Source organism: Cedecea neteri, assembly GCF_000757825.1.
Classification (GTDB): domain Bacteria; phylum Pseudomonadota; class Gammaproteobacteria; order Enterobacterales; family Enterobacteriaceae; genus Cedecea; species Cedecea selenatireducens.
This window is the reverse complement of sequence record NZ_CP009451.1, coordinates 1,938,349-1,959,202: the sequence shown is the minus strand read 5'-3', so window position 1 is coordinate 1,959,202 and position 20,854 is coordinate 1,938,349. Positions and strand designations below refer to the sequence as shown.

General features: G+C 54.0%; 19 protein-coding genes and 1 other annotated feature. Of the genes, 14 read left to right on the top strand and 5 right to left on the bottom strand.

The features are described from left to right. Nucleotides 1–30: 30 nt before the first annotated feature. Nucleotides 31–747, bottom strand: a complete 717-nt coding sequence (gene arcA, locus JT31_RS08920) for a two-component system response regulator ArcA (RefSeq protein ID WP_008461663.1) — start codon at nucleotides 745–747, stop codon at nucleotides 31–33. 96 nt (nucleotides 748–843) lie between these two features. Between arcA and yjjY the strand changes: the two genes are divergently transcribed. The 6 genes from yjjY to thrC all read left to right on the top strand — a co-directional run bounded on the left by yjjY (nucleotide 844) and on the right by thrC (nucleotide 7,105). Next, nucleotides 844–984: a protein YjjY gene (yjjY, locus tag JT31_RS23705; protein ID WP_144244039.1), complete on the top strand. Its 141-nt coding sequence runs from the start codon at nucleotides 844–846 to the stop codon at nucleotides 982–984. Nucleotides 985–1,387: 403 nt separating this feature from the next. After that, entirely contained in the window at nucleotides 1,388–2,074 is a 687-nt protein-coding gene (locus JT31_RS08915; RefSeq protein WP_038475718.1) for a tRNA/rRNA methyltransferase, read from the top strand. Between the two features lie 197 nt (nucleotides 2,075–2,271). Further along, nucleotides 2,272–2,340: a thr operon leader peptide gene (gene thrL, locus JT31_RS23055; RefSeq protein WP_071530522.1), complete on the top strand. Its 69-nt coding sequence runs from the start codon at nucleotides 2,272–2,274 to the stop codon at nucleotides 2,338–2,340. Beyond that, nucleotides 2,279–2,396, top strand: a sequence feature (Thr leader region). Its footprint overlaps the gene before it by 62 nt. 25 nt (nucleotides 2,397–2,421) lie before the next feature. Further along, a complete protein-coding gene (gene thrA, locus JT31_RS08910; protein ID WP_038475716.1) occupies nucleotides 2,422–4,884 on the top strand; it encodes a bifunctional aspartate kinase/homoserine dehydrogenase I in 2,463 nt (820 codons plus the stop codon). Between the two features lies 1 nt (nucleotide 4,885). Then, nucleotides 4,886–5,815: a homoserine kinase gene (gene thrB, locus JT31_RS08905; protein ID WP_038475714.1), complete on the top strand. Its 930-nt coding sequence runs from the start codon at nucleotides 4,886–4,888 to the stop codon at nucleotides 5,813–5,815. 3 nt (nucleotides 5,816–5,818) lie between these two features. After that, nucleotides 5,819–7,105 carry a threonine synthase gene (gene thrC, locus JT31_RS08900; RefSeq protein ID WP_038475712.1) on the top strand — a complete coding sequence of 429 codons (1,287 nt, stop codon included), beginning with the start codon at nucleotides 5,819–5,821 and terminating at the stop codon, nucleotides 7,103–7,105. A gap of 158 nt (nucleotides 7,106–7,263) precedes the next feature. On the opposite strand, the gene yaaA is transcribed toward thrC, so the two are convergent. Both yaaA and JT31_RS08890 read right to left on the bottom strand, forming a co-directional pair. Next, complete coding sequence (gene yaaA, locus JT31_RS08895) at nucleotides 7,264–8,037, bottom strand: peroxide stress protein YaaA (RefSeq protein WP_038475710.1); 774 nt, start codon at nucleotides 8,035–8,037, stop codon at nucleotides 7,264–7,266. Between the two features lie 72 nt (nucleotides 8,038–8,109). Continuing rightward, the gene (locus JT31_RS08890) at nucleotides 8,110–9,549 is read right to left on the bottom strand and encodes an alanine/glycine:cation symporter family protein (protein ID WP_038475708.1); all 1,440 of its coding nucleotides are present in this window, start codon (nucleotides 9,547–9,549) and stop codon (nucleotides 8,110–8,112) included. Nucleotides 9,550–9,766: 217 nt separating this feature from the next. Between JT31_RS08890 and tal the strand changes: the two genes are divergently transcribed. The 3 genes from tal to JT31_RS08875 all read left to right on the top strand — a co-directional run bounded on the left by tal (nucleotide 9,767) and on the right by JT31_RS08875 (nucleotide 12,853). Then, nucleotides 9,767–10,720 (top strand): transaldolase, encoded by a 954-nt coding sequence (gene tal, locus JT31_RS08885; protein WP_038475706.1) that lies wholly within the window; start codon nucleotides 9,767–9,769, stop codon nucleotides 10,718–10,720. A 109-nt stretch (nucleotides 10,721–10,829) separates the two neighbouring features. Then, nucleotides 10,830–11,417 carry a molybdopterin adenylyltransferase gene (mog, locus tag JT31_RS08880; protein WP_038475704.1) on the top strand — a complete coding sequence of 196 codons (588 nt, stop codon included), beginning with the start codon at nucleotides 10,830–10,832 and terminating at the stop codon, nucleotides 11,415–11,417. A gap of 125 nt (nucleotides 11,418–11,542) precedes the next feature. Beyond that, entirely contained in the window at nucleotides 11,543–12,853 is a 1,311-nt protein-coding gene (locus JT31_RS08875) for an MFS transporter (protein WP_038482963.1), read from the top strand. A gap of 52 nt (nucleotides 12,854–12,905) precedes the next feature. Here the strand turns inward: JT31_RS08875 and satP are convergent, their stop codons facing one another. Then, complete coding sequence (gene satP / locus JT31_RS08870; RefSeq protein WP_038475702.1) at nucleotides 12,906–13,472, bottom strand: acetate uptake transporter; 567 nt, start codon at nucleotides 13,470–13,472, stop codon at nucleotides 12,906–12,908. A 297-nt stretch (nucleotides 13,473–13,769) separates the two neighbouring features. On the opposite strand from satP, the gene dnaK reads away from it, so the two are divergent. From dnaK to nhaR, 4 genes are all read left to right on the top strand, one after another. Then, complete coding sequence (gene dnaK / locus JT31_RS08865; protein WP_038475700.1) at nucleotides 13,770–15,692, top strand: molecular chaperone DnaK; 1,923 nt, start codon at nucleotides 13,770–13,772, stop codon at nucleotides 15,690–15,692. Nucleotides 15,693–15,776: 84 nt separating this feature from the next. Continuing rightward, the gene (gene dnaJ / locus JT31_RS08860; RefSeq protein WP_038475698.1) at nucleotides 15,777–16,910 is read left to right on the top strand and encodes a molecular chaperone DnaJ; all 1,134 of its coding nucleotides are present in this window, start codon (nucleotides 15,777–15,779) and stop codon (nucleotides 16,908–16,910) included. A gap of 196 nt (nucleotides 16,911–17,106) precedes the next feature. Continuing rightward, a complete protein-coding gene (nhaA, locus tag JT31_RS08855; protein ID WP_038475696.1) occupies nucleotides 17,107–18,279 on the top strand; it encodes a Na+/H+ antiporter NhaA in 1,173 nt (390 codons plus the stop codon). 66 nt (nucleotides 18,280–18,345) lie between these two features. Then, nucleotides 18,346–19,239: a transcriptional activator NhaR gene (gene nhaR / locus JT31_RS08850; protein ID WP_038475694.1), complete on the top strand. Its 894-nt coding sequence runs from the start codon at nucleotides 18,346–18,348 to the stop codon at nucleotides 19,237–19,239. 64 nt (nucleotides 19,240–19,303) lie between these two features. Here the strand turns inward: nhaR and rpsT are convergent, their stop codons facing one another. After that, nucleotides 19,304–19,567 carry a 30S ribosomal protein S20 gene (gene rpsT / locus JT31_RS08845; protein ID WP_008461694.1) on the bottom strand — a complete coding sequence of 88 codons (264 nt, stop codon included), beginning with the start codon at nucleotides 19,565–19,567 and terminating at the stop codon, nucleotides 19,304–19,306. 326 nt (nucleotides 19,568–19,893) lie between these two features. Between rpsT and ribF the strand changes: the two genes are divergently transcribed. Next, the gene (ribF, locus tag JT31_RS08840) at nucleotides 19,894–20,826 is read left to right on the top strand and encodes a bifunctional riboflavin kinase/FAD synthetase (protein WP_038475692.1); all 933 of its coding nucleotides are present in this window, start codon (nucleotides 19,894–19,896) and stop codon (nucleotides 20,824–20,826) included. The last annotated feature ends 28 nt before the right edge of the window (nucleotides 20,827–20,854 follow it).

Below are 20,854 nucleotides of genomic sequence, written 5' to 3'. Positions count from 1 at the left end.
CTGGTCAGCCCTTTTCGTAATCCTTCTTGCTTATTCCTGCAGATCGCCGCAGAAACGGTAACCTTCGCCGTGGATCGTGGCGATGATTTCCGGCGTATCCGGCGTGGATTCGAAGTGTTTACGAATACGGCGGATAGTCACATCGACGGTGCGGTCATGCGGCTTCAGCTCGCGACCGGTCATTTTCTTCAGCAATTCAGCACGAGACTGAATTTTGCCTGGGTTTTCACAGAAGTGCAGCATCGCGCGGAATTCACTACGCGGCAGCTTGTACTGTTCACCGTTCGGGCTAACCAGTGAGCGGCTGTTGATGTCCAGCTCCCAGCCGTTGAATTTGTAGCTCTCAACGGAGCGACGCTCTTCGCTGATAGCGCCTAAATTCATCGTACGGGACAGCAAGTTGCGTGCACGAATGGTCAATTCACGTGGGTTGAATGGCTTGGTGATGTAGTCATCTGCGCCAATTTCAAGACCCAGGATCTTGTCCACTTCGTTATCACGGCCCGTCAGGAACATCAGCGCCACATTGGCTTGCTCGCGCAGTTCACGCGCCAGCAGCAGGCCGTTTTTACCCGGCAGGTTGATGTCCATAATGACGAGATTGATGTCATTATCGGCAAGGATTTGATGCATCTCTGCGCCATCGGTCGCTTCAAAAACATCATAGCCTTCCGCTTCAAAAATGCTTTTTAGCGTGTTGCGTGTTACTAATTCGTCTTCGACGATAAGAATGTGCGGGGTCTGCATGTTTGCTACCTAAAATTGCCAACTAAATCGAAACAGGAAGTACAAAAGTCCCTGACCTGCCTGTTACATGCCATAAATTAACATGCCGGGCTTAACGTGACTAAAGTACGTAATTGCGTTCTTGATGCACTTTCCATCAACGTCAACAACATCATTAGCTTGGTCGTGGGTACGTTCCCTTTTGACCCGACGGTGTCAAAAACGGCTATTATCCTAACCATTTTAACAGCAACATAACAGGCTAGTGCTGCTTAGACACCTGATAAAACTACGCTTCGTTGACATATATCAATTTCAATTGTAGCACGTTAACAGTTTCATTAAATCATCGTAGCTCAATGCTAGCTTTTGTCACAACTATTTAATAATCAAGATCGTAAAGCGTTAAAAAAACCAGGCCGAATCTGGCCTGTGGCTTCCACCGGCTCGTAAAGAAATAAACCATGCTAAACAAATGGATATAAGATGTATTTACAACGTTCTTATGCCATATAATCATGTAAAAGCATAAGCTTAAGTTATACGCTGCGCGAGTGGCTACAGTTATAATATATGTTGCAACAAAGTAAATTTGCGATGCGTATTATCAAAATTTGTGCATCACTTCGCACGTTTTTACGAATTTTAGAAGAGAGTTCCAATGCGTTTGCCAATTATCCTGGTTTCACCAGCCAGAGCTGAGAACGTCGGGGCTGCCGCCCGGGCCATGAAAACGATGGGTTTTACGGAACTGCGCATCGTCGCCAGTGATGCACATCTCCAGCCTGCCGCGCGTTGGGTTGCCCACGGGGCGGGCGATATCCTTGACGGCGTGCGCCACTACGACACCCTTGCCGAAGCTCTGAGCGACGTTGATTTTTCGATAGCGACGACGGCCCGAAGCCGGGCGAAATTCCACTACTACGCCACGCCGGAGCAGCTGGTGCCGCTGCTGGAAGAGAAGCGTCAATGGGTAGGGTGCGCGGCGCTGGTGTTTGGCCGGGAGGATTCCGGGCTGACTAACGAAGAGCTGGAGCTGGCGGATGTTTTAACCGGCGTACCGATGGTTGCGGATTATCCTTCGCTCAACCTGGGTCAGGCCGTGATGGTTTATTGCTACCAGCTTTCCGCCCTGATGCAGCTCCCGCCGGTGGAAAATCCAGAGGGTGATGGTCAACAATTGAACGCTTTGCGCTTACGGATTGCCGCGTTGTTAAACCGGCTTGAGGTTGCCGGTGACCAAAAAATGGTCGACTGGGTACAGCAGCGCCTGGGGCTGCTCGAGCAGAGAGACACCGCAATGCTGCACCGTTTGCTCCATGATATCGAAAAAAAATTACCAGAATAAAATTTCTTTAAATTTAATTTATTTGAAGTTTATATCTAATTTAATGCCGGTTTTTCGTGTTTTTACCACCATTTTTGGCGGATTTACCAGCGTGACCGAACAAGTCGATTTTTTGTGACAGAACTAAAAAAAATTGACTTGATAAGGGGATTGCTTTAACCAATAGAGCTAATACAAATTTAGAGCACACAACATCCATGTTCCGCTTCAGCCTGATTACCACAATTATCACAACCACCATTACCACAGGTAACGGTGCGGGCTGACGCATACAGGTAAAAATGAAAAAAGCCCGCACCTAAACAGTGCGGGCTTTTTTTTCGGGAAAAAATCAAGGGGTCACAACAATGCGAGTGTTGAAATTCGGCGGTACTTCGGTGGCAAATGCGGAACGTTTTCTCCGCGTTGCCGATATCCTGGAAAGTAATGCCAAACAGGGGCAGGTGGCGACCGTGCTGTCTGCTCCGGCAAAAATTACTAACCACCTTGTGGCGATGATAGAGAAAACTATCGGTGGCCAGGATGCAGTGCCGAATATCAGCGACGCCGAGCGTATTTTCTCCGAACTGCTGACTGGCCTGGCAGAGGCGCAGCCGGGCTTCCCGCTGGCCGAGCTAAAGGCCGTGGTGAATCAAGAGTTTGCCCAGCTTAAGCACGTTCTGCACGGCATCAGCCTGCTGGGACAGTGCCCGGACAGCATCAACGCGGCGATCATTTGCCGGGGTGAGAAGCTGTCGATCGCGATTATGTCTGGCGTGCTGCAGGCCCGCGGCTACCAGGTTACGGTTATCGATCCCGTCGAGAAGCTGCTGGCCGTGGGCCACTATCTGGACTCGAGCGTGGATATTGCAGAATCTACCCGCCGTATCGCAGCCAGCCGCATTCCTGAAGATCACATGATCCTGATGGCTGGCTTTACCGCCGGTAACGAGAAAGGTGAGCTGGTGGTGCTGGGCCGTAACGGCTCCGACTATTCTGCCGCCGTGCTGGCCGCCTGTCTGCGAGCCGACTGTTGTGAGATCTGGACTGACGTCGACGGCGTTTATACCTGCGACCCGCGCCAGGTCCCGGACGCCAGGTTGCTGAAGTCGATGTCTTACCAGGAAGCGATGGAGCTTTCCTACTTCGGCGCTAAAGTTCTTCACCCTCGCACGATCACCCCGATTGCACAGTTCCAGATCCCTTGCCTGATTAAAAATACCGGAAACCCTCAGGCGCCAGGCACCCTTATTGGCGATAAAAGCGACGATGAAGGACTGCCGGTTAAGGGCATTACCAATCTGAATAATATGGCAATGTTCAGCGTGTCCGGCCCGGGCATGAAGGGCATGGTCGGCATGGCCGCGCGCGTGTTTGCCGCGATGTCCCGTGCCGGCATCTCCGTGGTGCTGATTACCCAGTCTTCTTCTGAATACAGCATCAGCTTCTGCGTGCCGCAGGCTGACTGTGGCCGTGCCCGCAAGGCGATGGAAGATGAATTCTATCTCGAGCTGAAAGAAGAGCTGCTGGAGCCGCTGGCGGTGACCGAGCGTCTGGCGGTTATCTCCGTCGTGGGTGACGGCATGAAGACGCTGCGCGGTATCTCCGCCAAGTTCTTTGCCGCGCTGGCTCGGGCAAATATCAATATTATCGCTATCGCCCAGGGCTCCTCCGAGCGTTCGATCTCCGTTGTGGTGAACAACGACGATGCCGTGACCGGCGTGCGTGTCACCCACCAGATGCTGTTTAACACCGACCAGGTTATCGAGCTGTTCCTTGTTGGCGTTGGCGGCGTGGGCGCGGCTTTGCTCGAGCAGGTTAAGCGCCAGCAGGCGTGGCTGAAGGCGAAGCACATCGACCTGCGCGTCTGCGGCGTGGCGAACTCTAAAGCGCTGCTGACCAACGTTCACGGCCTCGATCTTGAAAACTGGCAGCAGGCGCTGGAGCAGGCGAAAGAGCCGTTCAACCTTGGCCGCCTGATTCGCCTGGTGAAAGAGTACCATCTGCTGAACCCGGTCATTGTGGACTGTACCTCCAGCCAGGCCGTAGCGGATCAGTACGCCGACTTCCTGAGCGAAGGTTTCCACGTGGTGACGCCAAACAAAAAGGCCAACACCTCGAGCATGAATTACTATCACCAGATGCGTAATGCCGCCGAGAAATCGCGCCGTAAATTCCTCTACGACACCAACGTTGGCGCGGGTTTGCCGGTGATTGAAAACCTGCAAAATCTGCTGAATGCGGGTGATGAACTGCAGCGTTTTTCCGGCATTCTTTCCGGATCGCTCTCTTACATCTTCGGCAAGCTGGACGAGGGGATGAGCTTCTCGCTTGCCACCAGCACCGCCCGTGAGATGGGGTATACCGAACCGGATCCGCGTGACGATCTTTCCGGCATGGACGTTGCTCGTAAGCTGTTGATTCTGGCCCGTGAGACCGGAAGCGATCTGGAACTTTCGGATATCGAGATCGAATCTGTGCTTCCGGAAAATTTTGATGCGAGCGGAGACGTCGAGTCTTTTATGGCACGCCTTCCTCAGTTGGATGATGAGTTTGCGGCTCGTGTGAGGAAGGCGCGTGACGATGGGAAAGTGCTACGTTACGTCGGCATTATTGAAGAAGACGGCAGCTGTAAAGTGAAAATCGATGCCGTAGACGGCAACGATCCGCTGTATAAGGTGAAAAATGGCGAAAACGCCCTGGCCTTCTACAGCCACTATTATCAACCGTTGCCGATGGTTCTACGTGGCTATGGCGCGGGTAATGACGTTACCGCAGCCGGTGTTTTCGCGGATCTGCTTCGTACCCTGTCATGGAAGTTAGGAGTTTAAGATGGTTAAAGTATATGCCCCGGCTTCCAGCGCCAATATGAGCGTCGGATTCGACGTGCTGGGCGCGGCGGTGTCGCCCATTGATGGTTCACATCTCGGTGATTATGTCACGGTGGAGGCGGCGGACAGCTTCAGCCTCACCAACCTTGGGCGCTTCGCCAGCAAACTGCCGGATGAGCCGCGTGAGAACATTGTTTATCAGTGCTGGGAGCGTTTTTGCCAGGAGGTAGGTAAAACGATCCCCGTGGCGATGACGCTTGAGAAAAACATGCCTATTGGTTCTGGCCTGGGTTCCAGCGCCTGCTCTGTGGTTGCTGGCCTGATGGCGATGAATGAATTCTGCGGCAAGCCTCTTAGCGACACGCGTCTGCTGGGGCTGATGGGCGAGCTGGAAGGGCGTATTTCCGGCAGCATTCATTACGACAACGTAGCGCCTTGTTTCCTCGGCGGAATGCAGTTGATGATCGAAGAAAGCGGCATCATCAGCCAGCAGGTGCCAGGCTTTGATGAGTGGCTGTGGGTGCTGGCTTACCCTGGCATTAAGGTTTCGACCGCAGAAGCACGTGCGATTTTACCTGCCCAGTATCGCCGCCAGGACTGCATCAGTCACGGTCGCCATTTGGCCGGTTTTATTCATGCCTGCCACACCCGCCAGCCTGCGCTTGCCGCAAAATTGATGCGGGATGTCATCGCCGAGCCTTACCGCGCCAAACTGCTGCCTAAGTTTGATGAGTCCCGTAAGGCCGTCGCGGATATTGGCGCGCTGGCGAGCGGGATTTCGGGTTCCGGCCCGACCTTATTTGCACTGTGCGATAACACCGACACCGCACAGCGCGTGGCTGACTGGCTCAGCCAACATTATTTGCAGAACCAGGAAGGTTTTGTACATATTTGCCGTCTGGATACGGCTGGCGCACGAGTTTTGGGATAAAGCATGAAACTGTACAACCTTAAAGATCACAACGAGCAGGTCTCTTTTGCACAGGCCGTTACCCAGGGGCTGGGCAAGCAGCAGGGTCTGTTCTTCCCGCACGACCTGCCGGAGTTTGAGCTGACTGAAATCGACGCCATGCTGGATATGGACTTTGTCAGCCGCAGCAGCAAAATTTTGTCTGCGTTTATCGGCGATGAGATCCCGCAGGAGATTCTGGCAGAGCGCGTGCGAGCGGCTTTCGCCTTCCCTGCACCGGTCAATATGGTCGAACCGGACGTAGGCTGCCTGGAGCTGTTCCACGGCCCGACGCTGGCGTTTAAAGACTTTGGCGGGCGCTTTATGGCCCAGATGCTGACCCACATCAGCGGCGACAAACCGGTGACCATTTTGACCGCTACATCAGGCGATACCGGCGCGGCCGTGGCTCATGCGTTTTATGGCATAGAGAACGTACGCGTAGTCATTCTTTACCCACGGGGGAAAATCAGCCCGCTGCAGGAAAAACTGTTCTGTACCCTCGGCGGCAATATCGAAACCGTGGCGATTGACGGTGATTTCGATGCCTGTCAGGCGCTGGTAAAACAGGCGTTTGACGATGAAGAGCTGAAAGTGGCGCTTGGGTTAAACTCGGCGAACTCCATCAACATCAGCCGCCTGCTGGCGCAGATTTGCTACTACTTTGAAGCCGTGGCTCAGCTGCCGCAGGAAGCCCGTAACCAGCTGGTGGTCTCCGTGCCGAGCGGCAACTTCGGTGACCTGACTGCGGGCCTGCTGGCGAAATCACTCGGCCTGCCGATTAAGCGTTTTATCGCCGCCACGAATGCCAACGACACCGTTCCACGCTTCCTCGCAGAAGGCCAGTGGGCGCCTAAAACGACTGTTGCAACGCTTTCCAACGCGATGGACGTAAGCCAGCCTAACAACTGGCCGCGCGTGGAAGAATTGTTCCGCCGCAAAATCTGGCGCCTGACCGACCTGGGCTATGCCGCAGTCACCGATGAAACCACCAAAGAGACGATGCGTGAGCTGAAGGCTATTGGCTACGTTTCTGAACCGCATGCGGCCATTGCTTACCGTGCCCTGCGCGACCAGCTGCAGCCTGGCGAGTTTGGCCTGTTCCTGGGGACTGCGCATCCGGCGAAGTTTAAAGAGAGCGTGGAAGAGATTCTGGGTGAAGCGCTGCCGTTGCCGCAGGAGCTGGCATCCCGCGCCGACCTGCCGCTGCTGTCCCACAATCTTCCGGCTGATTTCGCCGAACTGCGTAAGTTCATGATGGTTAAAGCTTAATCCTGAAGCCCCATTTGGTTGGTAAAATGGGGGCTTTTTCTCTGCTGGCAGCGCCATGAACATTTCGATGGCCCGCCGCGCTATCATCATGATGACCGCTGGGATAGATGACCGGCGCCAGTGCAAATTAAAACGCCAGCTTAGCGCTGGCGTTTTTTTTACTGCTCGTGGCGCTTAAACACCAGTTCGTTTTTCTGTGAGGCGTCTGCATCAAAGAAGTAGCCGTCGGTATTAAACGCTTTTAGCTGTTCGGGCTTCGTCAGGCGATTCTCAATGATGTAGCGGCTCATCAATCCGCGCGCTTTTTTCGCGTAGAAGCTAATGACTTTAAACTTGCCGTTTTTCTCATCCAGGAAGACGGGCTTGATGATTTCCGCATTCAGCTTCTTAGGCTTAACCGCCTTAAAGTATTCATCAGACGCCAGGTTTACCACGATGTTGCCGCCCTGTGTCGCCAGCACCTGGTTGAGCTTCTCGGTTATCGTGTCGCCCCAGAAGTGGTAGAGATCTTTGCCTTTCGGGTTTTCCAGGCGAATGCCCATTTCCAGGCGGTAGGGCTGCATCAGATCCAGCGGGCGCAGTACGCCGTACAGCCCGGAAAGCATACGCAGGTGCTGCTGGGCGAAATCAAAGTCCGCTTCGCTGAATTCTTCAGCTTGCAGGCCGGTATAAACATCGCCTTTAAACGCCAGAATAGCAGGGCGCGCGTTTTGTGGAGTGAACGCCGGCTGCCACTCGTGGAAGCGCGTTTCGTTCAGCGAAGCCAGCTTGTCGCTGATGCTCATCAGCGAGGCAATTTGCGGCGCGCTAAGCTTGCGGGCAACGCTGATTAACTGCCGGGAGTATTCCAGCAGTTCCGGCTGTGTATAGCGGTCCGTAGGCAGCTCGCTTTGGTAATCCAGCGTCTTGGCAGGTGAGATAAGAATTAGCATGTCCACTCCTTGCATGGTTTGGCCGTTACTTTAGCAAATTTCCCGGACGTAGCGGCCTATGGCTGCAATCAGCTAAGGTTTTTTTTCCACGTCTCTGTCCCAAACGCCGGGCGCAAGCTGGTTCTTAATGTCCGGGAAACGGTTTGGGTTGAATATTGGGGAGATCCCGAGCTTTTGCTGGCGCAAATAATCCGCCGCTATCGCTTTCACCACCGGAGAAAGCAATAAAATCGCCGTGATATTGGTGATCGCCATAATAGCCATCGCCACGTCTGCCAGCTGCCAGACCAGCGGCAGGGCTGCCTGCGTACCGAACATCACCATCGTTAGCACCATAAAGCGCAGTAAAAATTTCAGCACGCGGCTGTCCTGGTTCAGGAACAGCAGGTTGTTCTCTGCGTAGGTGTAGTTCGCCATGATGGAAGTGAAGGCAAAGAGGAAGACAACGATCACGATAAAACCGCTGCCCCAGCCGCCCACGGCTGAGCTAAGCGCCTGTTGAACCAGAATAATGCCGCTACGTGAGGTTTCAATGCCGTCTATCATGCCGGACATCAGCACGATGGCGGCGGTCGCGGTGCAGATGATTAGCGTGTCGATTAACACTCCAAACATTTGTACCACGCCCTGAGTCGCCGGGTGCGGAGGCCATGCAGCCGCCGCCGCTGCCGCGTTGGGGGTGGAGCCCATACCCGCCTCGTTGGAAAACATCCCGCGCTGAAAACCGTTGGTGATGGCCTGGCTGACGGTATAACCCAACGCACCTGATGCGGCTTCATGCCAGCCAAAAGCGTGGCTGAAAATCAGCCTGATAACCTCCGGGAAGCGTTCAATGTGCAGGACAACAACATACAGGCTCATGCACACCCACAGTAACGCCATCAGCGGCACCAGCCATTGCGAGAGTCGCGCGATGGTTCTCATGCCTCGCCAGATAACCAGCGCGGTCATGGCAACCAGGAAAACGCCCACCCAGATTTTCGGCACGTCAAACGCATAGTGGGTGGCGATAGCAATGGAATTAGCCTGGACGGCGTTAAAGACCATACCGAAGGCTACGATCAAAAAGACGGAAAACAGCACGCCCATCCAGCGCATGCCCAGCCCGCGCTCCATGTACCACGCCGGGCCGCCGCGATAATTACCCTCTTTGTCCCGGCTCTTATAAAGCTGGGCAAGTGAGCATTCGGCAAAAGCGGTGGCCATGCTGAGTACCGCCGCAACCCACATCCAGAATACTGAACCTGGCCCGCCTGCGGAGATAGCCAGCGCGATGCCCGCAAGGTTCCCGCTGCCTACGCGGGCGGCAAGGCTGGTGCAGAGCGCCTGGAATGAGGATATTCCGGAAGGATCCGGTGAGTCGCTGTTACGGAGGAAAATGCGTAAACGGGTAAAATAGCGGAACTGGACGAAGCCGCTGCGGAACGTGAACCAGATTCCCGCGCCAATCAGCAGCCAGAGCAATACAGAGCCCCAGAGTACTTCGTTGATAAAAAATAAGAAATCTGTCATTAACGTCCCTCTTGTTAATGCGTGATGGCGGCGAGGTTGACGGGCCCGTGCCATGCAATCCATTACGTTACAGATAAATTGGCGGCCGAGTTTATCATATTCTGGTCCACTGGACGGACAGCACTTGTCGCGGTTGCACCTGATGGGCGGCGTGATATCATCAAGTCAGACCGGTTACATCTCCCTAACAAGCTACACCTGAAGAGAAACACTCATTATGACGGATAAATTGACTTCTTTGCGTCAACTGACCACCGTGGTTGCTGACACCGGAGATATCGCGGCAATGAAGCTGTACCAGCCGCAAGATGCTACTACCAACCCTTCTCTGATTCTTAACGCTGCGCAGATCCCTGAGTATCGCAAACTGATTGACGAAGCGATTACCTGGGCTCGTAGCCAGAGCAGCGACCGCGCTCAGCAGGTGGTTGACGCTTCCGATAAGCTGGCTGTGAACATCGGCCTGGAAATTCTGAAGCTGATCCCTGGCCGTATTTCTACCGAAGTGGATGCTCGCCTGTCTTATGACACCGAAGCCAGCATCGCTAAAGCGAAACACCTGATCAAGCTCTACAACGACGCGGGCATCAGCAACGATCGCATTCTGATTAAACTGGCTTCAACCTGGCAGGGCATTCGCGCTGCAGAGCAGCTGGAAAAAGAAGGCATCAACTGTAACCTGACCCTGCTGTTCTCCTTCGCTCAGGCTCGTGCCTGTGCTGAAGCTGGCGTATTCCTGATTTCTCCGTTCGTTGGCCGTATCCTCGACTGGTACAAAGCTAACACCGACAAGAAAGAGTACGCCCCGCAGGAAGATCCAGGCGTGGTTTCCGTGACCGAAATCTACCAGTACTACAAGCAGCACGGCTATGAAACCGTAGTTATGGGCGCAAGCTTCCGTAACGTCGGTGAAATTATCGAGCTGGCTGGCTGTGACCGCCTGACCATCGCTCCTGCTCTGCTGAAAGAGCTGTCTGAAAGCGAAGGCGCGCTCGAGCGTAAGCTGAGCTACACCGGTGAAGTGAAGGCGCGTCCTGAGCGCATCACCGAGTCCCAGTTCCTGTGGCAGCACAACCAGGATCCAATGGCCGTAGACAAGCTGGCGGACGGTATCCGTAAGTTTGCTATCGACCAGGAAAAACTGGAAAAAATGATCGGCGACCTGCTGTAATCATTCCCGTGGCCGGCGCCTGTCGGCCACGCTTTTCACCGCTTCTCCTGTCTGCATCCTCTTTCCCCGTGTATCATTCCGCTCAGGCTTGCTGATTTCCGGAAACTTTATGAATACCTTACGCATTGGACTCGTGTCCATTTCTGACCGCGCTTCCAGCGGCGTGTACCAGGACAAGGGCATCCCTGCGCTGCAGGAATGGCTGGAACATACTCTGACTACGCCCTTTGAGATGCAAACTCGCCTGATCCCCGATGAACAGCCCATTATTGAGCAAACGCTTTGTGAGCTGGTTGATGAGATGGGCTGCCATTTGGTGCTGACCACCGGCGGAACCGGCCCCGCGCGCCGCGACGTAACGCCGGACGCTACGCTTGCGGTTGCTGACCGCGTGATGCCCGGGTTTGGCGAGCAGATGCGTCAAATCAGCCTGCATTTTGTTCCGACGGCGATCCTTTCGCGTCAGGTGGGGGTTATCCGTAAACAGGCGCTGATCGTTAACCTGCCGGGGCAGCCAAAATCAATTCAGGAAACGCTGGAAGGCGTGAAGGACGAAAGCGGGAAAGTTGTCGTGCCGGGTATTTTTGCAAGTGTACCGTATTGTATACAGTTGCTTGATGGGCCTTATATCGAAACCGATGCCGGGGTCGTAGCAGCTTTTCGTCCTAAAAGCGCACGTCGCGAAACAAAACCCTGAATAATCAGCTTTTGTGACATAAGATCGAATTGTTATGGAGTGTTAACATTTAACCGTTATAGTAACTCTGGCTTTACATGAAAACGGAAAAAATAATTAACACTCCTCTTTACAAGCGGTCCCCTATGTCAAAACAGCACGCCAGACCTCTTAATCGCCAGGACTATAAAACCCTGACGCTTGCCGCCCTCGGCGGTGCCCTCGAATTCTACGACTTCATCATTTTCGTCTTCTTTGCGGCCGTACTGGGAGAGCTTTTCTTCCCGGCTGATATCCCCGAGTGGCTGCGCCAGGTGCAAACGTTCGCCATCTTTGCTGCGGGCTATCTCGTGCGTCCTCTGGGCGGTGTCGTCATGGCGCATTTTGGCGATCTGGTGGGGCGCAAAAAGATGTTTACCCTCAGCATTCTGCTGATGGCTGTTCCGACGCTGGCTATCGGCCTGTTGCCGACCTATGCGTCGTTAGGGATTGCGGCTCCGTTGCTGTTATTGCTGATGCGTATCCTGCAGGGTGCGGCAATTGGGGGAGAAGTCCCTGGAGCCTGGGTGTTCGTTTCCGAACACGTTCCGGAAAAGCGCATCGGTATTGCCTGCGGTATCTTAACGATGGGGCTGACCGTCGGGATTCTGCTGGGTTCTGTAGTGGCAACCATCATCAATACCTCAATGACTCAGCAGGCTATTCACGATGGCGGCTGGCGTATTCCTTTCTTCCTGGGCGGGATTTTCGGCCTGGTGGCGATGTACCTGCGCCGCTGGCTGCGTGAAACGCCTGTTTTCCTCGAAATGCAGCAGCGCAAGGCGCTGGCCGAAGAGCTGCCGCTCAAATCGGTGATAGTTGGCCATAAAAAAGCGGTGGTGGTTTCAATGCTGCTGACCTGGCTGCTTTCCGCCTGCATCGTGGTCGTCATTTTGATGTCCCCCATCTGGCTGCAAAAACAGCACGGTATTGCGCCAGCCCTGACGCTGCAGGCGAACAGTATCGCGACGATTATGCTGTGCGTTGGCTGCCTGCTGGCAGGGCTGGCGGCCGATCGCTTCGGCGCGGGGAAGACCTTTACCGTAGGCAGTTTCCTGCTTGCCGTTTGCAGCTGGATGTTTTATCACCTGAGCGGGACTCACCCTGAGCATCTGTTCCTGCTGTATGGCCTGGTCGGGCTGAGCGTGGGCGTGGTGGGTGCGGTGCCGTTTGTTATGGTACGTGCGTTCCCGGCGCAGGTGCGTTTTACCGGCATATCGTTCTCTTACAATCTGTCGTATGCCATTTTCGGCGGTCTGACGCCAATTGCGGTGACCATGCTGATGGGCGTTTCGCCAATGGCACCGGCCTGGTACGTGCTGGCGCTGGCTATCGTGGGGTTGGTGATGGGGATTTGGCTAAGAAAAGATATTCATCATCAGGATAAGATAGAAAAAGGGGCGCTGACGCAATCCTGAATAAAAAAAACGCGGAGCAGGGCTCCGCGTTTTACTTTCCACTAAAGGAAGATCAGTGTTTTTCGCCGATTGGCAGCACGGTGCGGCCAAACTGCTCGTTCAGCACTTCACCCATTGCGAGGTAGATAGCGCTTGCGCCACAAACCAGGCCAATCCAGCCAGCAACCTTAACGATAGCTTCGTTATCTGCCAGGTGGCCAATCGCCAGCAGGGCAAACAGCACGGTCAGGCTGGCAAACACGAACTGCAGCATGCGTGGCGCTTTCAGGGTGCCGAAGAACATGAACAGCGTGAATACGCCCCACAGGCCCAGGTACGCGCCGAGGAAGTGGCCGTTGGCCGCATCACTCAGGCCCATTTTAGGCATCAGCAGAATCGCCACCAGCGTCAGCCAGAAAGAGCCGTAAGAGGTGAAGGCGGTTAAACCGAAAGTGTTCCCTTTTTTAAACTCCAGCAGGCCCGCGAAGATTTGCGCGATCCCACCGTAGAAAATCCCCATCGCGAGGATAGTAACGTCAAAACCAAAAATACCTGCGTTATGCAGGTTGAGCAAAATGGTGGTCATGCCGAAGCCCATTAAGCCCAGGGGAGCTGGATTAGCCAACTTAGTGTTGCCCATAGTTCCTCTGAAAAATTCATCTGAAATGTAATGTCAATTAATGCCACGCAGCCGGGAGTCCGGTTGCGGGCGCGGCATAATAATCAGGCTGCACGTCGCCGTCTATGATCTGAGCGGGGGGAAAGCAGAAAATTTTTTTTCACCTGCCCCTTGATGGCAGGCGTTGCGACCCCATCTTGTATGCAACCGCAGTTGGCGGACCTGAAAAAAAACGCTTCGGGCAGTTGAAACAGATGCTTTTGCCCGCATAACAGGTTCACAACCACATGATGACGAATTTTTAGTGGAGACGTTTAGATGGGTAAAATTATTGGTATCGACCTGGGGACAACCAACTCTTGTGTCGCGATTATGGATGGTACAACTGCTCGTGTGCTGGAGAACGCCGAGGGCGACCGCACCACGCCTTCTATCATTGCTTACACTCAGGACGGCGAAATCCTGGTAGGTCAGCCGGCTAAACGTCAGGCAGTGACTAACCCGCAAAACACTCTGTTTGCGATCAAACGCCTGATTGGCCGCCGCTTCCAGGATGAAGAAGTGCAGCGTGATGAAGCCATCATGCCTTACAAAATCATCGGCGCTGACAACGGCGACGCATGGATTGATGTAAAAGGTCAGAAAATGGCACCGCCGCAGATCTCTGCAGAAGTGCTGAAGAAAATGAAGAAAACCGCTGAAGATTACCTGGGTGAGCCGGTAACCGAAGCTGTTATCACCGTACCTGCATACTTCAACGATGCTCAGCGTCAGGCAACCAAAGACGCCGGCCGTATCGCGGGTCTGGAAGTCAAACGTATCATCAACGAACCAACCGCAGCCGCGCTGGCTTACGGTCTGGATAAAGAAGTTGGCAACCGTACTATCGCGGTTTACGACCTCGGTGGTGGTACTTTCGATATCTCTATTATCGAAATCGACGAAGTTGATGGCGAAAAAACCTTCGAAGTTCTGGCAACCAACGGTGATACCCACCTGGGTGGTGAAGACTTCGACAGCCGCATGATCAACTACCTCGTTGACGAGTTTAAGAAAGATCAGGGCATTGACCTGCGTAACGATCCGCTGGCCATGCAGCGCCTGAAAGAAGCGGCAGAAAAAGCGAAAATCGAGCTTTCTTCTGCACAGCAGACCGACGTGAACCTGCCGTACATCACTGCAGACGCGACCGGTCCAAAACACATGAACATCAAAGTGACTCGTGCGAAACTGGAATCCCTGGTTGAAGACCTGGTAAACCGTTCTATCGAGCCGCTGAAAGTTGCCCTGCAGGATGCTGGCCTGTCCGTTTCCGATATCCAGGACGTTATCCTGGTCGGCGGTCAGACTCGTATGCCAATGGTGCAGAAAAAAGTTGCTGAGTTCTTCGGTAAAGAGCCGCGTAAAGACGTTAACCCGGATGAAGCTGTTGCTATCGGTGCAGCGGTTCAGGGTGGTGTTCTGACGGGTGAAGTGAAAGACGTACTGCTGCTGGACGTTACCCCTCTGTCTCTGGGTATCGAAACCATGGGCGGCGTGATGACTGCACTCATCAACAAAAACACCACGATCCCGACCAAGCACAGCCAGGTGTTCTCTACCGCTGAAGACAACCAGTCTGCGGTAACCATCCACGTGATTCAGGGTGAGCGTAAACGCGCATCCGATAACAAATCACTGGGTCAGTTCAACCTGGACGGGATCAGCGCGGCACCGCGCGGTATGCCACAGATCGAAGTCACCTTCGACATCGATGCTGACGGTATCCTGCACGTTTCTGCAAAAGATAAAAACAGCGGTAAAGAGCAGAAGATCACCATCAAGGCATCTTCTGGTCTGAACGAAGACGAAATCCAGAAAATGGTTCGTGATGCAGAAGCTAACGCCGAAGCTGACCGTAAGTTCGAAGAGCTGGTTCAGACCCGCAACCAGGGTGACCATCTGCTGCACAGCACCCGTAAGCAGGTTGAAGAAGCAGGCGACAAACTGCCGGCTGACGACAAAACTGCTATCGAGTCTGCGCTGACCGCGCTGGAAGCGTCCCTGAAAGGCGAAGACAAAGCGGATATCGAAGCCAAAATCCAGGCACTGGCTGAAGTTTCCCAGAAGCTGATGGAACTGGCTCAGCAGCAGCACGCTGAACAGCAGGCTGGCAATGCCGCAGATGCAGGCCACGCCAACGCCGGCAAAGACGACGATGTTGTTGATGCCGAGTTCGAAGAAGTTAAAGATAAAAAATAATCGCCCTGATGCAGGGTAATTAACCGGCACGGGCGCGGAGTTTACTCCACGCCCGTGCTCGTATGTTAAGGGCAGAAAAAAGAGATGGCGAAGAGAGACTATTACGAGGTTTTAGGCGTTCCGAAATCAGCGGAAGAGCGTGAAATCAAAAAGGCTTACAAGCGCCTGGCGATGAAGTTCCATCCGGACCGTAACCAGGGCGATAAAGAGGCCGAGGCGAAGTTCAAAGAGATCAAAGAAGCCTACGAAATCCTTACCGACGATCAAAAACGTGCGGCCTACGATCAGTATGGCCACGCCGCGTTTGAGCAGGGCGGTATGGGCGGCGGTGGCGGCTTTGGCGGCGGCGGTGCGGACTTCAGCGATATCTTTGGCGACGTATTTGGCGACATTTTTGGTGGCGGACGCCGTCAACGTGCGTCTCGTGGCGCGGACCTGCGCTACAACATGGACTTAACGCTTGAAGAAGCGGTTCGTGGCGTCACCAAAGAGATCCGTATCCCGACGCTGGAAGAGTGTGACGTTTGCCACGGCAGCGGCGCGAAAAAAGGTTCTTCTCCGCAGACCTGTCCAACCTGTCACGGACAGGGCCAGGTGCAGATGCGTCAGGGCTTCTTCACCGTGCAGCAAAGCTGCCCGCATTGTCAGGGCCGCGGCACCATCATTAAAGATCCGTGCAACAGCTGTCACGGCCACGGTCGCGTAGAGAAAACCAAAACGCTGTCGGTGAAAATCCCGGCTGGCGTGGATACCGGCGACCGTATTCGTCTGTCGGGCGAAGGCGAAGCGGGTGAACACGGTGCGCCGTCAGGCGATCTGTACGTTCAGGTTCAGGTGAAACAGCACCCAATCTTCGAACGTGAAGGCAATAACCTGTACTGCGAAGTGCCGATCAACTTTGCGATGGCCGCGCTGGGCGGGGAAATTGAAGTCCCAACTCTGGACGGTCGGGTTAACTTGAAGGTGCCGGGCGAAACGCAAACCGGCAAGCTGTTCAGAATGCGTGGTAAAGGCGTGAAGTCTGTACGCGGCGGTGCGCAGGGCGACCTGCTGTGCCGTGTGGTTGTAGAGACGCCGGTTAGCCTGAACGAAAAGCAGAAAAAGCTGCTGCGTGACCTGGAAGAGAGCTTCGGCGGCCCAACCGGGGCGAATAACAGCCCGCGCTCGAAGAGCTTCTTCGACGGCGTGAAGAAATTCTTTGACGATTTGACCCGCTAATTTCTTCCGGCTGCAATACTGCAAAAACCTGAACTGCTTCATTCGGTTCAGGTTTTTTTATGCCTGCCGCAATTGATCGGTTTTAACGATCATTGTTTGCTATATAAGCTGTTTTTAACGATGTGTCATTATCGCTATGCTGGCTACCATATTAGTGTTCAGGATGAATCGGCTACTTAGAGAGTTAGGTGAAATAATGACTAAAAATCTGCAACGCTTTTTTCAGAATGATGCCGCTGGCGGTATTTTTTTGATTGTTGCCGCCGTGCTGGCGATGCTGCTGGCGAACATGGGAGCAACCAGCGCCGGTTACGAGGCATTTCTCGCCACGCCCGTTGAGGTGAGAATTGGGCCGTTGGATATCAGTAAAAATCTGCTGCTGTGGGTGAACGACGCCCTGATGGCGATTTTCTTCCTGATGATAGGTCTGGAGGTGAAGCGGGAGATGGTGATCGGTTCGCTAGCCGATCGTCGTCAGGCTTCGTTTCCGGTCATTGCCGCCCTGGGTGGGATGGTCGTGCCGGCTCTGCTTTACCTGGTTTTCAACTATGCTGATCCTGTCACGCGTGAAGGCTGGGCTATCCCGGCGGCAACGGATATCGCGTTTGCTTTGGGGATCCTGGCGTTGCTGGGCAACCGAGTTCCGCTGGCGTTGAAGGTCTTCCTGATGGCATTGGCGATTATCGATGACCTTGGGGCGATTGTGATTATCGCGCTGTTTTATACCCACGATCTCTCGATGATGTCGTTGGGCGTTGCGGCGGCGGCCATCGTTGTCCTGGCGCTGCTGAACCTGTTTAACGTTCGCCGTACAGGCGTCTACATCCTGGTTGGCATTATACTTTGGACGGCGGTATTAAAATCAGGCGTGCACGCTACGCTGGCGGGAGTCATTATTGGCTTCTTCATCCCGCTAAAAGAGCAGAAAGGGCGCTCGCCCGCTCAGGAGCTGGAGCATGTGCTACACCCCTGGGTTGCTTTCCTGATCCTGCCGCTGTTTGCCTTTGCCAACGCCGGGGTTTCGCTCAACGGGGTGACGCTGGAGGGGCTGACGTCTCTGCTACCGCTCGGCATTATTGCCGGACTGTTTATCGGCAAGCCGCTGGGCATTAGCCTGTTCTGCTGGCTGGCGCTCAAACTGAAGCTTGCCTCGCTGCCGGAGGGCACAAGCTTCAGGGATATTATGGCGGTGGGCGTGCTGTGCGGCATTGGTTTTACGATGTCGATTTTTATCGCCTCGCTGGCATTTGGCGACGTGGATGCGGAGCTTATTACCTGGGCGAAGCTGGGGATTTTGCTGGGATCGTTACTTTCCGCGGTCGTAGGTTTTACCATGCTAAAAGCACGGTTGCCTAAGGCTGCTTCATGACGGTACTGGCTGCCGGGTCATCGTCAGATGACCCGATAATGGATTAACTCTCAGGGAGTGAAGGGCATGTCCCATATCAATTACAACCATCTTTATTATTTCTGGCACGTGTGCAAAGAAGGGTCAGTCGTCGGTGCCGCTGAGGCACTGTTCCTGACCCCGCAAACCATCACCGGGCAGATTAAAGCGCTTGAAGAGCGCCTGCAGGGCAAGCTATTCCGTCGTCAGGGAAGGGGGCTTGTGCCTTCCGAGCTGGGGCAACTGGTGTTCCGCTATGCCGACAGAATGTTTACCCTAAGCCAGGAAATGCTGGATATCGTTAACTACCGTAAAGAGGCCAATATCCTGTTTGATGTTGGCGTCGCGGATGCGTTGTCCAAGCGCCTGGTCAGCGGCGTGCTGGACGCAGCGGTCGTTGGGGATGAGCAGATTCACCTGCGCTGCTTTGAATCTACCCATGAAATGCTGCTCGAGCAGCTGAGCCAGCATAAGCTGGATATGATCATTTCGGACTGCCCGATAGACTCGACTCAGCAGGAAGGGCTGTTTTCGGTGAAGCTCGGCGAGTGCGGTATCAGCTTCTGGTGCAAGGGGCCTGCGCCGGAGCAGTCTTTCCCTGCCTGCCTTGAAACACGCCGTCTGCTTATTCCCGGGCGCCGCTCCATGCTCGGGCGCAAGCTTCTCAACTGGATTAACATTCAGGGGCTGAAGATTGAGATTCTGGGCGAGTTTGATGATGCCGCATTGATGAAAGCGTTTGGTGCCGCGCACAACGCTATCTTTGTTGCTCCGACGCTGTACGCGCAGGACATCTACAGCGGTGACAACATCGTCGAGATAGGCAGAATGGATAACGTGCTGGAGGAGTACCACGCCATTTTTGCTGAGCGTATGATTCAGCATCCCGCCGTGCAGCGCATCTGCAGCAAGGATTATTCGGCGCTCTTCAAAGTTGGCTGAGTGACAGGCATAAAAAAACCGGCGTTAGCCGGTTTTTTTATCAAAGCTCACAGCAAAAAGGCGATTAAGCCAGTTTGTTGATTTGCGCAGTCAGGTTTGCTTTATGACGCGCAGCTTTGTTTTTGTGGATCAGACCTTTAGCAGCCTGACGGTCCACGATTGGTTGCATTTCGTTAAATGCTTTCTGTGCAGCAGCTTTATCGCCAGTTTCAATCGCTGCGTATACTTTCTTGATGAAAGTACGCATCATAGAGCGACGGCTTGCGTTGTGCTTACGAGCCTTTTCAGACTGTACAGCACGTTTCTTAGCTGATTTGATATTAGCCAAGGTCCAACTCCCAAATATGATCTATGTGGACAATTCAAAGGCCGAGGAATATGCCCCGTTAGCCTTCTTTTGTCAATGGATTTGTGCAAATAAGCGTCGTTAAATTTCCGACACCTCTTACGTGTGATGGCGCGGATTCTACCAGCATCAGGCTTGGGAATACAGTCTTTCGCATCAAAATTCGTCAAGACAAATGCGAAGCGGGTGCAAAGCCCTTCCCAGTACAATGAATTCATTCAAGCTTTACGTTAAAGGCGGTAATCGTCGGTTAACCTTAATCGCGGTAGTTGGTATAATCCGCCAATTTCCACTGTTTTGAGCCAGCCATGAAGCTGATACGCGGTATACATAATCTGCGCCGGGAGCACCACGGGTGTGTACTCACCATTGGTAACTTCGACGGCGTACATCGTGGCCATCAGGCACTGTTAAAGGGCCTGTGTGAAGAGGGGCGTGCGCGCAATCTCCCTGTGATGGTCATGATTTTCGAGCCTCAGCCGCTCGAATTGTTTGCACCGGAAAAGGCACCAGCTCGCCTGACTCGTCTGCGAGAAAAGCTGCGTTATTTGGCCGAGTGTGGCGTGGACTATGTTCTGTGCGTTCGCTTCGACCGTCGTTTCGCCGCGTTGAGCGCGCAAAACTTTGTCAGCGATCTTCTGGTTGACCGTCTCGGGGTGAAATTCCTCGCGGTCGGCGATGATTTCCGCTTTGGCGCTGGTCGCCAGGGGGATTTCTTGTTATTACAGAAGGCTGGCCGCGAATACGGTTTTGACATCACCAGCACCCAAACGTTTTGTGAGGGGGGCGTGCGCATCAGCAGTACTGCGGTGCGTCAGGCGCTGGCCGATGACGACCTGCCGCAGGCCGAAAGCCTGTTGGGGCATCCGTTCATGATCTCCGGTCGCGTAGTGCACGGTGATGAACTGGGCCGCACGATTGGTTTCCCAACGGCGAACCTGCCGCTGCGCCGCCATGTCTCCCCGGTGAAAGGGGTTTATGCGGTTGAAGTCTCAGGCCTCGGCGAAAAGCCGATTGCCGGCGTGGCAAACATTGGCACTCGCCCTACGGTGGCGGGAATACGCCAGCAGCTTGAAGTCCATTTATTGGACGTTGTAATGGACCTTTATGGTCGCCATATAGAAGTAGTGCTGCGTAAAAAGATACGTAATGAGCAGCGATTTGCTTCACTCGATGAGCTGAAGGCGCAAATCGCCAGAGATGTGGTATCAGCCCGAGAATTTTTTGAGTCAAATGCCTGAAAGGCTAACCGAAATACGGAACCGAGAA

Bases quoted from the DNA above. Each gene is read 5' to 3' on its own strand.
- satP (WP_038475702.1), bottom strand. From the start codon at position 13,472: ATGGGCAACACTAAGTTGGCTAATCCAGCTCCCCTGGGCTTAATGGGC.
- dnaK (WP_038475700.1), top strand. From the start codon at position 13,770: ATGGGTAAAATTATTGGTATCGACCTGGGGACAACCAACTCTTGTGTC.
- ribF (WP_038475692.1), top strand. From the start codon at position 19,894: ATGAAGCTGATACGCGGTATACATAATCTGCGCCGGGAGCACCACGGG.
- JT31_RS08875 (WP_038482963.1), top strand. From the start codon at position 11,543: ATGTCAAAACAGCACGCCAGACCTCTTAATCGCCAGGACTATAAAACC.
- tal (WP_038475706.1), top strand. From the start codon at position 9,767: ATGACGGATAAATTGACTTCTTTGCGTCAACTGACCACCGTGGTTGCT.
- nhaR (WP_038475694.1), top strand. From the start codon at position 18,346: ATGTCCCATATCAATTACAACCATCTTTATTATTTCTGGCACGTGTGC.
- yaaA (WP_038475710.1), bottom strand. From the start codon at position 8,037: ATGCTAATTCTTATCTCACCTGCCAAGACGCTGGATTACCAAAGCGAG.
- arcA (WP_008461663.1), bottom strand. From the start codon at position 747: ATGCAGACCCCGCACATTCTTATCGTCGAAGACGAATTAGTAACACGC.
- mog (WP_038475704.1), top strand. From the start codon at position 10,830: ATGAATACCTTACGCATTGGACTCGTGTCCATTTCTGACCGCGCTTCC.
- thrC (WP_038475712.1), top strand. From the start codon at position 5,819: ATGAAACTGTACAACCTTAAAGATCACAACGAGCAGGTCTCTTTTGCA.
- dnaJ (WP_038475698.1), top strand. From the start codon at position 15,777: ATGGCGAAGAGAGACTATTACGAGGTTTTAGGCGTTCCGAAATCAGCG.
- thrA (WP_038475716.1), top strand. From the start codon at position 2,422: ATGCGAGTGTTGAAATTCGGCGGTACTTCGGTGGCAAATGCGGAACGT.
- thrB (WP_038475714.1), top strand. From the start codon at position 4,886: ATGGTTAAAGTATATGCCCCGGCTTCCAGCGCCAATATGAGCGTCGGA.
- nhaA (WP_038475696.1), top strand. From the start codon at position 17,107: ATGACTAAAAATCTGCAACGCTTTTTTCAGAATGATGCCGCTGGCGGT.
- JT31_RS08915 (WP_038475718.1), top strand. From the start codon at position 1,388: ATGCGTTTGCCAATTATCCTGGTTTCACCAGCCAGAGCTGAGAACGTC.
- JT31_RS08890 (WP_038475708.1), bottom strand. From the start codon at position 9,549: ATGACAGATTTCTTATTTTTTATCAACGAAGTACTCTGGGGCTCTGTA.